This window comes from Bacillus sp. FJAT-27445, assembly GCF_001510665.1.
In the GTDB taxonomy this organism is placed as follows: Bacteria; Bacillota; Bacilli; order Bacillales; family Cytobacillaceae; genus Bacillus_D.
This window is the reverse complement of the sequence record NZ_LMTI01000001.1, coordinates 567,725-580,251: the sequence shown is the minus strand read 5'-3', so window position 1 is coordinate 580,251 and position 12,527 is coordinate 567,725. Positions and strand designations below refer to the sequence as shown.

At 44.1% G+C, this 12,527-nt stretch carries 14 protein-coding genes; 2 read left to right on the top strand and 12 right to left on the bottom strand.

Going from position 1 to position 12,527, the window contains the following annotated elements; all coding sequences use genetic code 11:
* Nucleotides 1–520 precede the first annotated feature (520 nt).
* From AR337_RS02885 to AR337_RS02855, 7 genes are all read right to left on the bottom strand, one after another.
* Entirely contained in the window at nt 521–1,375 is an 855-nt protein-coding gene (locus AR337_RS02885) for a MurR/RpiR family transcriptional regulator (protein ID WP_059170497.1), read from the bottom strand.
* A 15-nt stretch (nt 1,376–1,390) separates the two neighbouring features.
* Nucleotides 1,391–2,275, bottom strand: a complete 885-nt coding sequence (locus tag AR337_RS02880) for an ROK family protein (protein ID WP_059170496.1) — start codon at nt 2,273–2,275, stop codon at nt 1,391–1,393.
* A gap of 112 nt (nt 2,276–2,387) precedes the next feature.
* Nucleotides 2,388–3,077, bottom strand: coding sequence for an N-acetylmannosamine-6-phosphate 2-epimerase (locus AR337_RS02875; RefSeq protein WP_059170495.1), 690 nt, complete (start codon nt 3,075–3,077; stop codon nt 2,388–2,390).
* A gap of 117 nt (nt 3,078–3,194) precedes the next feature.
* Nucleotides 3,195–4,043 carry a carbohydrate ABC transporter permease gene (locus AR337_RS02870; protein ID WP_059170494.1) on the bottom strand — a complete coding sequence of 283 codons (849 nt, stop codon included), beginning with the start codon at nt 4,041–4,043 and terminating at the stop codon, nt 3,195–3,197.
* Between the two features lie 13 nt (nt 4,044–4,056).
* Nucleotides 4,057–4,929: a carbohydrate ABC transporter permease gene (locus tag AR337_RS02865; protein WP_059170493.1), complete on the bottom strand. Its 873-nt coding sequence runs from the start codon at nt 4,927–4,929 to the stop codon at nt 4,057–4,059.
* Nucleotides 4,930–5,001: 72 nt separating this feature from the next.
* A complete protein-coding gene (locus tag AR337_RS02860) occupies nt 5,002–6,396 on the bottom strand; it encodes an ABC transporter substrate-binding protein (RefSeq protein WP_059170492.1) in 1,395 nt (464 codons plus the stop codon).
* A gap of 107 nt (nt 6,397–6,503) precedes the next feature.
* Nucleotides 6,504–7,418, bottom strand: a complete 915-nt coding sequence (locus tag AR337_RS02855; protein WP_059170491.1) for a dihydrodipicolinate synthase family protein — start codon at nt 7,416–7,418, stop codon at nt 6,504–6,506.
* A gap of 683 nt (nt 7,419–8,101) precedes the next feature.
* Here AR337_RS02855 and AR337_RS02850 point away from each other — a divergent pair.
* A complete protein-coding gene (locus AR337_RS02850; protein ID WP_059170490.1) occupies nt 8,102–8,395 on the top strand; it encodes a hypothetical protein in 294 nt (97 codons plus the stop codon).
* 2 nt (nt 8,396–8,397) lie between these two features.
* Here the strand turns inward: AR337_RS02850 and AR337_RS02845 are convergent, their stop codons facing one another.
* On the bottom strand, nt 8,398–8,790 hold the full coding sequence (locus AR337_RS02845) for a YidH family protein (RefSeq protein WP_059170489.1): 393 nt from the start codon (nt 8,788–8,790) through the stop codon (nt 8,398–8,400).
* A 29-nt stretch (nt 8,791–8,819) separates the two neighbouring features.
* On the bottom strand, nt 8,820–9,422 hold the full coding sequence (locus AR337_RS02840) for a cyclopropane-fatty-acyl-phospholipid synthase family protein (protein WP_059170488.1): 603 nt from the start codon (nt 9,420–9,422) through the stop codon (nt 8,820–8,822).
* A 417-nt stretch (nt 9,423–9,839) separates the two neighbouring features.
* Here AR337_RS02840 and AR337_RS02835 point away from each other — a divergent pair, with 417 nt between their 5' ends.
* Nucleotides 9,840–10,121, top strand: coding sequence for a hypothetical protein (locus AR337_RS02835; protein ID WP_059170487.1), 282 nt, complete (start codon nt 9,840–9,842; stop codon nt 10,119–10,121).
* 74 nt (nt 10,122–10,195) lie between these two features.
* Here the strand turns inward: AR337_RS02835 and AR337_RS02830 are convergent, their stop codons facing one another.
* The 3 genes from AR337_RS02830 to AR337_RS02820 all read right to left on the bottom strand — a co-directional run bounded on the left by AR337_RS02830 (nt 10,196) and on the right by AR337_RS02820 (nt 12,486).
* A complete protein-coding gene (locus AR337_RS02830) occupies nt 10,196–10,819 on the bottom strand; it encodes a zinc dependent phospholipase C family protein (RefSeq protein ID WP_059170486.1) in 624 nt (207 codons plus the stop codon).
* A 172-nt stretch (nt 10,820–10,991) separates the two neighbouring features.
* A complete protein-coding gene (locus tag AR337_RS02825; RefSeq protein ID WP_059170485.1) occupies nt 10,992–12,095 on the bottom strand; it encodes a DUF1648 domain-containing protein in 1,104 nt (367 codons plus the stop codon).
* Between the two features lie 16 nt (nt 12,096–12,111).
* Nucleotides 12,112–12,486: a GntR family transcriptional regulator gene (locus AR337_RS02820; protein WP_059170484.1), complete on the bottom strand. Its 375-nt coding sequence runs from the start codon at nt 12,484–12,486 to the stop codon at nt 12,112–12,114.
* Between the last annotated feature and the right edge of the window lie 41 nt (nt 12,487–12,527).

The window sequence follows — 12,527 nt, the reverse complement described above, 5'->3', positions numbered from 1 at the left end:
TTTTTATGACAAGCAAGCTGGATTTTGGCTCTTGCTTGTCAGATATCATGGCTAATTATGACAAGCAAACTGGATTTTGGTTCTTGTTTGTCAGATATCTGGGCTTTTTCTGACAAACAAACTGGATTTTAGCTCTTGCTTGTCAGAAATGATAGCTTTTTAAGACAACCAAGCCGGATTTTGGCTCTTGCTTGTCAGAAATCATGGCTTTTCTGACAACCAGGCTGGATTTTAGTTCTTGCTTGTCAGAAATAATAGCTTTTTATGACAAGCAAGCTGGATTTTGGCTCTTGCTTGTCAGATATCATGGCTAATTATGACAACCAAGCCAGATTTTAGTTAGTGGTTGTCAAGAATCGAAACCATGCGCCGCATCAGGTTGTCACAGTACCAGACTTTAAGCGACTCCAAACCCGTTTTTATCCACTAGTACCCTATCTTTGAACCCGTAGATTTTGAAGATAACCATATAAAAAAGTCCCGGCAATGTACCGAGACCAATCCAATGAAGCGTTGAGTTCTAGAGCATCTTCTCAATAACCGCCTTGGCGGTGAGTTCTTTATTAACCACGGACTCTTTGTTCGTCCGTTTAAAAAATTCGAAATAGAGTAAATCCAGCAGATAGAGCTGCGCGATTTTTGCGGTGAGGCTTCCGCCTTGCAGCGGACCTTCGTTTGCGCCGCACAACAGGGTGATATCCGAATAAGTCGTTAACGGAGACTTGGCGAAGCGGGTGATTGCGATGATTTTCGCTCCGCGTTCCTTAACCACTTTTGCCACTTCGATCGTGTCCTTCGTCGAGCCCGAATAGGAAATCAACACCGCGACATCTCTCTCCGTCATCAACGCGGCGGACATGATTTGAAGGTGGGAATCAATTGTGCATTCCGCCTTATTCGTGATCCGCATGAACTTGTTCTTCGCCTCGAGCGCAGTCATGAGCGACGATCCGACGCCGAAAAAATGCACCCTGTCCGCCTTCATTATACTGTCGACCGCATCTGAAATATCCTGTTTCGAAATCAAATTGTATGTTTCCGTCATCGCGTTCACATTCGCCGACAGAATTTTAGAGGACAGCTCTTCGATTGTATCTTCCATCGTAATCCTGCTCGACAGCTGAGGGGACTCGTCATCCGGTGAAATACTGTGCGCCATCATGATCTTGAACTCCTGATAGCCTTTCAGGTTCATAGTTTTGCAGAAACGGAAAACGCTGGACTCACCGACATTGCATTCATCAGCCAGATCGGTAATCGACATGTAGATGACATCCTTCGTATGTTCCAGGATATAATCCGCGACTTTTTTCTCTGTGTTCGTAAAAGAATGATAGCGTGAATGTATAAGTGTAAAAATATCTTGGCCGGCCATTTCGGGCTCCTCCTATCAAACGCTATTGAGATGAAGTGAAGCTGCTCCAAGCACGCCAGCTTTATTGCCGAGCTCGGCCTTAAGGATTTTGACATCGGAGAAGCTTTCCATGATCAGCTCTTTCACTTTTTTCGAAACCATGTGTACAAGCACTTCCTGCTCCATGATTCCACCGCCCAATACGATTGCCGGCGGGTTGAAGGAATGGATGAGCGAAACGAGGCCGATCGCAATTTCAAAGACCCAATCATTGACAGCCTTTTCCACGGCTGCCTCTCCCTGGAAAAACTTCTCAAAAACTATTCTCCCATTATTATAGAGATTGTCAATTTCTTTCGCTTTTCGGACGAGGGCTGTTGTCGATGCATATTGCTCATAGCAGCCAAGCCCGCCGCAATTGCATGGACGTCCAAGTGGATGTGTGATGATATGACCGAATTCAGCCGCGCTCCCGGTGTGGCCCCTGTGCAACTCGCCGCCGAGGATTATCGCTCCGCCAATACCGGTCCCGTAGGTCAGGCAAAGAAAATCATTGAACGTCCTGCCAGCGCCAAAATGCTTTTCACCAAGCGCCGCGGCGTTCACATCGTTCTCAACTTTTACCGGTACCCCAAACCGCTCCTCAAAAATATCCTTCAGCCTCGTACCCGTATAACCGGGTATGTTTTCGTTAGCATAAATAATTTTTCCCGTGGCACTGTCGACCTGGCCAGCCGTACTGATGCCGATTGCGTCAAATCCACTATATTCCACAAAAATTTCAACCAATTTTTCCGATGGCTTCATCCCAGTGCGGGGCCATTCGGTGCTGTATTCCTTAAAGGATTCAATCCTGCCGTCCTCATTGCACAGCCCAACCTTTGTTGAAGTACCGCCTATATCCACCGCAAGTATTTTCATAGTGTTCAACCTCTTTTAAGAAATCCGTCCTACTTTTAAAATACCATCCATTCATGAAGATAACCCTCTTTTTAAAAAAGCCGGACTGTAAAAAATTCTTTTTTCAAAACCTCTATTTGATCACATCAACAAAGCGCTTTGTGATTTCCATTGGCCTTGTTATCGCCGTGCCGACAACGGCTGTATGGACGCCTAGATTAAAGATTCGCTCCAGTTGTTCCGGAGTCCAGATTCCGCCTTCTGCGATGACCGGGATATCAAAATCCTTCACAAGCCTTCCGAGTAACTCAATGTCAGGAAGTTCTTTTCCCTTCGTATAGGAGGTATAGCCGCTCAGCGTCGTGCCGATGCAGTCAAACCCAAGACGATAGGCCTCTTCCGCTTCTTCATAGGTCGAGCAGTCGGCCATGAACAACTGCTCCTTATACGTTTCCCGGATTTTCGGGAAAATTTCACTAATCGTCGTTCCGTCCGGCCTCACACGTTTCGTGGCATCAAGGGCGATGATATCGACTCCTTCACTATGAAGGAGCTCGATTTCCTGCATTGTCGGTGTGATGAAAACGTCGGAACCTTCATAAACCTTCTTAATGATCCCGATGATGGGCAGGTCAACCGTTTGCTTGATTTCACGGATGTCCTCCACCCCATTCGCCCGGATTCCCTTTGCCCCGCCAAGCATGGCTGCATAAGCCATCCTTCCCATAATGAATGGGCTGTGGAGCGGTTCATCCGGCAATGCCTGGCAGGATACAATCAGCTTTCGGTGGATTCGTTCAAATGTAGTGTCTTTGCTGCTCATATAAACAACTCCATGTTAAAAATTGACGGTTATATAAACCCGTTATAATAACCTTCTAATTGGAACCTGCACGAACGGCCCATAGGTTCCGCCAGTGAGGTTCCATTCCACATTGCTTTATTCCTTTACCGCGCCAATCGAAATACCTGCCGTGAAGTAGCGCTGGAAGAAAATAAAGATAATCAGCATCGGAACAGCTGCGACTGTGGCGCCAGCCATTTTGTAGGCAAAATTCGGGTTAAGCTCTTGCATCAACGTTGCAATACCGACCATCAATGTCTTTGAATTCTCGCTTTGGCCGACAACGAGCTGCCACAAATAGTCGTTCCAAACCTGGACAAAGTTCAGGATGAATAAAGCCCCGATACCCGGCTTGACCATTGGCAGCATGATTTTAAAGAAGACAGTGAATTCGCTGGCTCCGTCGATTTTAGCCGATTCCCTTAATGAATCCGGAATCGTGTCAAAAAATCCTTTTAGCATAAACACGCCAAAAGCAGTCGCCACGTTTGGCCAGATCATTCCGCTCAGCGTATTCACCATGCCAAAGTCCTGGATAATCCTGAACAATGGAACAATCATAACTTCTTTCGGAACCATCAAGCTTGAGATAAAGATGATGAAAATGACATTGCGTCCCTTGAACCTTAATTTTGAAAAAGCGTAGGCTGCAAGGCAGCTGACCGCTATCAAAGCAACAGTCGATACAAGTGAAACAGTGATGCTGTTGAATGCCCAGCGGAATGCCGGCTGGTTGTTAAAAACATCGACATAGTTGCTGAACGTAAAGGTTTTCGGCCACCAGTCGGGCGGCATTTTTACTACGTCCGAGCTGTTTTTCAAAGAGCTTGTAAACAGCCAGTACAGCGGGAACAGGTTCAGGATTGCGAAGAAAATGATCAAAATATTGAAAATAATATCGACCTTTTCCTTCTTTTTCTTATTCGAGGTCTTTGCTCCAAACATGTCCGGCCACCCCCTAGTCTTTCTTGAACATTGCGCGCAGCTGTGGAAACGAGAGGACAAGCGTGATCAGGAACATGATCACTCCGACAGCGGAAGCAATGCCAAGCTGGTTGTATTTAAACGCATTATTATAAAGGAAATACATTAATGTGGTCGAGGCGTTGTTCGGCCCGCCGCCAGTCAATAGCTGGATGACAACGAATATTTTCAGAACGGCTATTATGTTCATGATGATAATGTAAATCGTTGTCGGCTTGACCATTGGGATCAATATTTTAAAAATAATATGCAGCCTGCTTGCGCCATCAACCTCGGCTGCCTCGAACACATCCTTCGGCACGCCAATCATTGACGCAACGTAGAGAATGATCGCCTGGCCGACGTTTGTGGCGAACGTTATGAAAATGATAACCGGCAGGACAAGGTCTTTATCGCCAAGGAAGTTGACCGATACGATTTCGAGCTGCCTTGCCGCATAAGGGATCAAACCGTTGGCCGGGTTCAATAGGAAACCCCAGACCATACTCATGACTACCATAGAAACCATTACTGGTATATAATAACTGCCTCGTATAAAAGACACGTATTTTGCATTTTTATCAAAAATTGAAGCAGAAACGAAAAGGGCGAAAATCACGGTCAATGCAACGATGCAAACAACGAAAATAACCGTGTTAATTGTCGATTTCATGAATACGGGATTTGCGAAAAGCCTTGTATAATTTTCAAAACCGATGAATGTTTCCTGCTGGTAGTTGATTCGATAAAGGCTCAACCTGATTCCTTCAAAAATCGGATAGACGATAAAGACGAGGAACAATAAAAGCTGCGGCGCGATAAAAAGATAGCCCGTTAAATTTTCCTTCAAAGATGCGTTGTTTTTCATTGGACCTCCCTTACCTTTCTATAGCCGCAGGCCCTTTTGGGGCCCGCTGCTATCTATCATTTCGTTGCAATATTATTTGTTGAAGATGACCGAATTCGCTTTGGTGCTTTCAAGGACAGCGTTACCATTTTTCTGGTAGTCTTTCACAACTTGAGCAGGAGTTTTTTCGCCAGTGTAAAGGGCTTGAAGCTCTGGGTACAGTACCTGCCTCAATTCGCCGTATCCTGGTACGCTGCCTGTAAAGTTGAACATGTATTGCGCGTTTTTGTCATATGCTTCAAACAATGGATTTTCGGATTTGAATTCTTCAACTACGGAAGTCCTTACTGGAACGCCGTTTTTCGATGCTTTTACAAGCTCGGGATCAGTGGAGAAAAATTTGACAAAATCCTTGCTGATCTTGATTTTCTCTTCGTCACCAGTATTGAAGACGCTTGCACCAGATACATACGTGAAAGTCAACGGGTCGCCGCTTTCGGATGGAATGTTTGCAAGCCTTGCGTCAAACTTCGGCGCCTTTCCGCTGTTCATATCCGCCAGAGCGTTTTTATACAGGACCGAATTTGTGAAGCTGACTCCAAGCTGCTGGTTTTGGAACATCGCGTTAACATCGTTTGATGATACGGATTCCGCGCCTGGGTTTGTCAGTTTGGCATCATAAATTTTCTTCAGCCATGCTGCCGCTTTTTCGCCTTTTTTATCATTTAGGACAATAGTTGCATCGTCGTTAAAGAACTTGTTGCCGAACATCCTCATGTATGCCAGGTTCCATGTATCCCCTTGGTTGTTAAGTGCGTAGAGGCCCATTGGAAATGCGTTTGAATACTTGTCCTTTGGAAGGTCATTTTTCAGTGCATTCAAGATTGTTTCATATTCTTCAAGTGTCCAAGTTTTGATTTCATCCTGGCCACCGATATACTGTTCAAGCCCTGCAGCCTTGAACATGTCAGCATTATACACAAGTGTTCCAGGCATGTGGGAGAACGGATAGAAGTAAATATCCTTTCCGAAAGTCACGGTGTCCCAGAAGTTTTGATCAATGTCTTTTTTCGCGTCTTCGTCCACAATGTCATTCAGCGGAACAAGGGCACCCCTGTGGGCATAATCGCCCATCGCGAATGTATTTTCAAAGAAGATATCCGGTGGCGTGCCGCCGTTCAGGTTGACGTTCAGCAGTTCATCACGCTGGTCGCCGGCAACGACTTCAACATTTACTTTTACCTTGCGATCCTTGTACTGCTCGGAGAATTTTTCGGCTGCGTGTTTGAAGAAGCTGTCGAAATCAGCACCTTCCTCATTCGCATCCATGACTCCCTTCCACTGCGGAGTGAGCCAAACAGAAATTTCTACAGGCTTCTTTGAATCGCCGCTTGCGGCATCCTTTTCTGTTCCGCTAGTACATCCAGCAAGAAGGCCGAGGCCAAGAACAGCGGCGGACGTTAATGCGACAAATCGTTTTTTTAACATATCCTATTCCCCCTGATAGTTGCTTTTTGTTTTATGAAGACAGACCGTTTTGGCCTGAAGCTCCCTTTGTAAAAAATTTTCTTTGAAAGTAGCTTTCCAGCAATCTATTACTCTGCGTATTTCTCAATTGCTACATCGATCATGTCACGGATGGCGGGAATCTTGTTTTCGAGGTCCTCGCCGGTAACCGGCTCAAGCGGCCCGCGCACGCTACCAACATTTACTCCGCGCAGCTTCAGTACTTCCTTAATGGCGGAATACATGTTTCCATTCAAGGAACAGAGAGCGATGATGATGTCGTTGATGTCTTTTTGGATGCTTCTAGCTTGTGCAAAATTTCCTGTTGAAACGAATTGTTCCGCTTTCAGATACAGTTCCGGCATCGCGGCATACGTTCCGCCAATTCCGGCGTCAGCGCCAATCACCCGTCCAGAAACATATTGCTCATCCGGTCCGTTGAATACGATGAAGCCATCACCGCCTGCTGCTTTGAACCGTTCGATATCAAGCGCAGGCATTGACGAGTTCTTAACGCCGATTACCTTTTTGTTCTCGATTAATTTGGTAAACAAGTTGAGCGATAGATTGTATCCCGTTGTTTGCGGGATGTTGTAAATGATGAACGGCAGCCCGGTCGCGTCCATGATGCTTGTCCAATAGTTGGAGATAGCGCTTTCAGGAAGCTTGAAATAGATTGGCGGGATAGCCGACAAAGCATCGTATCCCAATTCCTCCGCAAATTTCGCCAGTTCCACGCTCTCCCTTGTAGACGGGGCGCCAACATGGGCAATTAAGGTGAGCTTCCCTTTCATGCTTTCCGCGACGTATTTTAATGTCGCCTTCCTCTCCTCGAGGTTTTGGTAAATGCATTCCCCCGAGCTGCCCCCAACGTAAAGGCCTTGGACGCCTTTCTCATATAGATAGCTGCAAAGCGCTTTTGTACGCGCTTCCGAAACTTCGCCAGCTTCGTCATAACACGCGTAAAAAGCAGGAATTATACCCTTGAATTTTTCGACTGTCATTTTCTATCCCCACCTAGTTTTTTATCAAGATAGCGTTTACAAAAAAATCATATCACACTTTTTAAGATTGTGTAAATTATTTTCACCAACATTTAATATTTAGAAAAAAATATCCATCATTTTCTTCTAATGTTAATAATTCATGCCAATATCGATATAGGTACGAGAAAATGCGGCATGACATGGGGTAAATGTGAGCATTTTTTATAAAAAGAACGATTCTTGAGTACCCGGAAGGATATCTCTTTTGAAAATTTTTTCAATTCTTATGAAAACATGAATTTAACGGCTTTCCTGCTTATAGAACGAGCCGGATATGGAAAAAACTGTACAGACAAATGGAATAAATTTTATGAAATGCAATGGTTTGTGATTTAGGGATTTTGAAAAGCAGAATAAAGACTGTGCGGGTAGGTATTACGAGGCGAACCGGTCTTTAGCGAGGTTCTAAAGACTAGTGGGGGATGCTTTCCGAGGCGAACCGGTCTTTAGCGAGGTTCTAAAGACCAGCTAGGTACGCTCTCCAAGGCAAACCCGTCTTTAGCGAGGTTCTATTGACCAGTTAGGTACGCTCATCAAAGCGAATCGGTCTTTAGAGAATTCCTATAGACCGATTTCCTCAAACGTCCCATACAAAATAGTCAATAGTATAGGTTTTAATAAAAATATGGAGGCTGACGAAAATGTTTCGTTTCATTACGCTTATTTTATCGATGATATTCCTACTTTCATCCTGGCCGGCGATTGAGCGGCAGCTGGAAAACCCCGGTGAAGCGGTTGACCGTGTCCAAACCGAGCTGCGGGCGCTTAAGGAAAATCCCGAAGTGACGGAGGCGGCTTGGCTGCTGCTCGGCGATTTCCAGCAATTCCTCAAACATACCTGGGTATTGGTTCGTGAAATCAGCGAGGACAAGCAGAAACAGGAACCGCTGGAGACGGATCAGATAGTCCCAGTTCGACCGGACGAGCATTTTTAGCGCTACATATTGACCATGACAAAATAAACACCGAAAAACGCCGTAATGACTACCACCAGGACACCGAGAAGAATGATTGATAGCCGTGGTGTCCTGAATGTTTGCTCATTGATTGATCGAACCTTTCGTAAATATCCAGCCATTGACATGATAATCACTAAAATTCCTAGCGAAACGGAAGAAATTCCGATTAAATTAGCCATGAAATCACCTATTGGGGTGAGGCTGGACCGCATATTAAAATGCAGGTTTGTAACTAGGAAACCAACCCCAATAATCGCAATGGCGGTCCGGATCCAGGCGAGAAACGTCCGCTCATTCGCGAGGTGCTGCTGGATATATTTTGAATCGACTGTCTTGTTCTGTTCAACGATTTTCGCATTTTCGTCCCCCATGGAATCCCTCCCTTACATTACAACAATCACTATGCCTGCGGTTTTTGCCCGGCAAATTGGATGACATGCGACAGCCCGTTATGAAGCTCTCCCTCGTGCCGCATTACTTCGCCCATGAAAAAGTGGACAAACCGCCAGTCGCGGAACGTTTTTAAAAACTCCTCGGGCTGATATAGAAATCCAACCTCTTTTGGACCGCCGCTCTTATACGGAATCTGGTTGACCGAATATACTTCCGTTACATAGAATCCGCCTGGCTTTACCGCTTCCTTTACTCCTTCCAAGGTCTTCGCGCGCAAGTCAGCGGGAAAGTGCCCAAATACACAAACAATCTCATCCCATTTGTCTTTATCCCATTTTGCCTCATTTAAATCAACTAGCTGGGTTTCGACCTCTACACCTCTCGACCTGGCAAGCTTTTTTGTTTTCTCAAGCCCGAATTCCGCATAATCCCATGTAGTCACCTTCATTCCTTGCTCGGCCAGGAAAACGGCATTCCTACCCTCGCCTTCCGCAATCGCAAGTGCTTCACCCTCCAACTTCAGCTTCCTTTGCATCTCGGCGAGAAACTCATTTGGTTCTGTTCCATAGGCATAGTTATTGGCTTTAAACCGCTCGTTCCAAGGATTCATGGACTTCCCCTTCCTTTATTAAAAAATTCCTTCTTTTAGTTTACCACTGGGATTTGCCGGTATGAAAAATACGGCTTCCCTACGATTTACAAATACACCCACTTAGTGTAAAATTACACTAAATTCCCGTTCCGAAAGAGGTGATAATTTAAATGCCAAAGTGGCTTCTATTCATCCAGCTGATCATAAGCACAATTGGTTTTGCTTTTTTTACGTTTTTGTCCGGGATCATCGGGAGTCATGCAAATGGATACGACAGCACCCCCTCTATTTTTAAAAGAACCGTATACGGCTTCCAATATTCCTCTTACCCTTATGTGGCGACTTTTTTCTTACTATGGTTTGTTGTAGCCGTTTTTATTTTAAAGAATAGTAAGATTTCTCGATTTAATTTGAAAAATAAATAGGTGGTGGACTATGAAATTATTTCTTTTCTTTGGTCTTATTATGATTTCTTTATCAGCCTCTCTTCTAATTAGCCGAAAAGAGTTAAAGAACAACAAACACCCGGTAAAAGCGGCATTTAAAGCAATAATTATCAATATAATGATCCTGGGAACAGGAAGCATTTGGTGGTTCCTGACAGAAACGGATGGAATCAGCCAGGGTATAGGAGTGATGATTTACTTAGGCTCCGCTGTAGTAATCGCCCTAATCACTATGGCTTTTACGTATTTCCTCCGGCACATATCCGGTTAACTTTTGAAAAAAAAAGGGAGCCCGATTAACTGATCGAGCTCCCTTGTATCTATCAAGCCACTTTTTTGGAAAAATTATACAAGGATCTCTTTTAATTTCTGTACCCCGAGCTCAACGGATGTTTCAATATAACCAACAATCTGATCCATCGTAAAAACTTTCAGATTTTCATTTAGGAAGTCGTGACCATACTCCATATCGCCCAATACATAAGGCACGAATTTTTCTACGTCCCTAGCGTTAACCTCTTCCAGGTCCAAAATTGCAGGAAAATGATTGAACGTTCTTTTCAGCTCATCCTTACAACCAAAGTGTTCCAGCAGTTTGCCATTCAGCAGCCGGAAGTCATTGTGATATAACTTGAATAAACCTTCATCTGCATCCATCCTGTTCTTTAACCAGGACAGATAAAAGCCTCGTAACCATATGTCATCCGCAATTAAATGTGTATAATAGCCCAATATGTATTCATTTTTACCTTCTACGTGCGTCCTGTATTTGTGTAAAAACCCACTATAATCAACCCTTCTCGAAAAATCCTGTACATCACCAACAAAGAAATGGGATGCATTTTTATCTTCGAATGAAAAAACAGCATCTGCTGCGATGCTACCAAGCAAAAATGATGTTTTATCTCCTATTGATAAAATCTCAGCAATCTTATGGCCGATAATGGAATGCATAATTCTTGAACCCATCTTTCCCTTCACCCTATTCTGAAAATTCTAATAAATAAAGTTTATCATAGGTTATAACCGCTGGCATAGGCTGAATTTGGAGATAGATCAACCATTTATTCTGCATAAAAAATAGCCTTCCCATATTAAGGAAGGCTATTACGTACAATTCTCTCATTTTAAAAGCAAGCTATTATCCTAGCAAAAACGGAATACCTACAGCTATTAGGACGATTCCCAGAACAATAATCCACGACAATGGATGTGCCCAGTTATTAGTCCATCCAATACCAAACCTTTTTTCCAAAAAGATCGAAGGGTCATTTGGGTTATAGTAAAACATTCCAAGCTTCCAATACCGGTCATCGTCCCGGCTAACCACCTTTCCCTTCAAACCAGAACCCTTCACTTCTACCCTGCTTCCGCCCTGGCCGGTGGAAATTGAAAGGGCAAGTGACCCAATCAAAACGGCAGCGCCGAAAACAAGCGGAACGACATTATGGAGATTGGGATCAATCGGATAGATAATCGACATCTGCGGGAGCAGGAATAAGCTAACAACGCCTGTACCTACGAAAATCGTATACAGAGACCATCTTCTTCTGAAAATAATGTTTTTCCGGATGGATTCCTCGGGATTGGCAGCTGAAACTTGCTGTTTTGCTTTGCTAATCACTGTATTGATGAAGAGAAATAAAAGTGTTAAATAAATTTGCATAATAGGCATGGCCAATACGGATCGGTAGGATTTTATTCCCCAGTTTTTCACCTCGCCGTTTAAATCATACTTCATCGGAAACCTTTCGGGGATTTGCTGGTATTTGACCAAAGTAATCACGATAGAGAGAATCGAAATCAAAAAGGGAATGATAAACCATAAATTTGAGTAGGCTAGCTTTTTCCTGCGAAATCCGGTGTCAATCATGACCAGCTGGGGTGTTTGAACCCATTCTTTGTGCTGTTCCTTAATCTGCTTCATTTTTTTATGAAAAACAAGGTACACTCCAAAACTGGCGGCAATAAAAATTAACAGCATAACCGAATACAGAATGCTAATGGCATCTTCAGAGCGGCCGTTTGATGTGAAAATAAGAATAATTGCGTTTAGAAGTGCAACGAACCCCGTTGAAAATGCGTATTTTTTCCTCATTTCTTTAATATCGGGACGGTGGTAAGCCTCCTCCGGAATAGAGACCCCAAAGCTTTCTGTTTTCCTCGTCCAAAACGGGATACAAATCATCGAAATATACACTGGTATCATTAGAATTACCATTAAAAGAAGAATCGAAGCACTCATAAAACTATCCCCTTCCCTAAAATTCTTTATAAAGCTGCTGGCACATCCGTAAAAACTCTTCCTCCGAAACCTTCCGGCACACCGATTCCGCAATTAACGGGTGAAGCCTTGCTTTCAACTGCGACCAGTAAACGTCATCCGCTAGCGGCGTTCCTTCTGGATTTACAACAACCCCTTTTTGCCTATGTATAAGGATGAATCCTTCCTGCTTCAGGAGCTGGTAAGCTTTATTGACTGTATGAAAATTAATGCCAATATCCGCGGCCAACGACCTTACCGATGGCAGAGCTTCACCTGATTTAAGCTCTCCCCTCGCTATCCCGGCAATGATTTGATTCCTTAATTGTGTATAAATTGGCTCTTCCGACTCAAGATCTAGTGCGATATACACATAGTTCACACTCCTTTCCGTGTGGCATCTGTTATATATAT

Bases quoted from the DNA above. Each gene is read 5' to 3' on its own strand.
- AR337_RS02825 (WP_059170485.1), bottom strand. From the start codon at position 12,095: ATGAGTGCTTCGATTCTTCTTTTAATGGTAATTCTAATGATACCAGTG.
- AR337_RS02875 (WP_059170495.1), bottom strand. From the start codon at position 3,077: ATGAGCAGCAAAGACACTACATTTGAACGAATCCACCGAAAGCTGATT.
- AR337_RS02885 (WP_059170497.1), bottom strand. From the start codon at position 1,375: ATGGCCGGCCAAGATATTTTTACACTTATACATTCACGCTATCATTCT.
- AR337_RS02830 (WP_059170486.1), bottom strand. From the start codon at position 10,819: ATGGGTTCAAGAATTATGCATTCCATTATCGGCCATAAGATTGCTGAG.
- AR337_RS02840 (WP_059170488.1), bottom strand. From the start codon at position 9,422: ATGAATCCTTGGAACGAGCGGTTTAAAGCCAATAACTATGCCTATGGA.
- AR337_RS02850 (WP_059170490.1), top strand. From the start codon at position 8,102: ATGTTTCGTTTCATTACGCTTATTTTATCGATGATATTCCTACTTTCA.
- AR337_RS02845 (WP_059170489.1), bottom strand. From the start codon at position 8,790: ATGGGGGACGAAAATGCGAAAATCGTTGAACAGAACAAGACAGTCGAT.
- AR337_RS02855 (WP_059170491.1), bottom strand. From the start codon at position 7,418: ATGACAGTCGAAAAATTCAAGGGTATAATTCCTGCTTTTTACGCGTGT.
- AR337_RS02835 (WP_059170487.1), top strand. From the start codon at position 9,840: ATGAAATTATTTCTTTTCTTTGGTCTTATTATGATTTCTTTATCAGCC.
- AR337_RS02865 (WP_059170493.1), bottom strand. From the start codon at position 4,929: ATGAAAAACAACGCATCTTTGAAGGAAAATTTAACGGGCTATCTTTTT.
- AR337_RS02860 (WP_059170492.1), bottom strand. From the start codon at position 6,396: ATGTTAAAAAAACGATTTGTCGCATTAACGTCCGCCGCTGTTCTTGGC.
- AR337_RS02880 (WP_059170496.1), bottom strand. From the start codon at position 2,275: ATGAAAATACTTGCGGTGGATATAGGCGGTACTTCAACAAAGGTTGGG.
- AR337_RS02870 (WP_059170494.1), bottom strand. From the start codon at position 4,043: ATGTTTGGAGCAAAGACCTCGAATAAGAAAAAGAAGGAAAAGGTCGAT.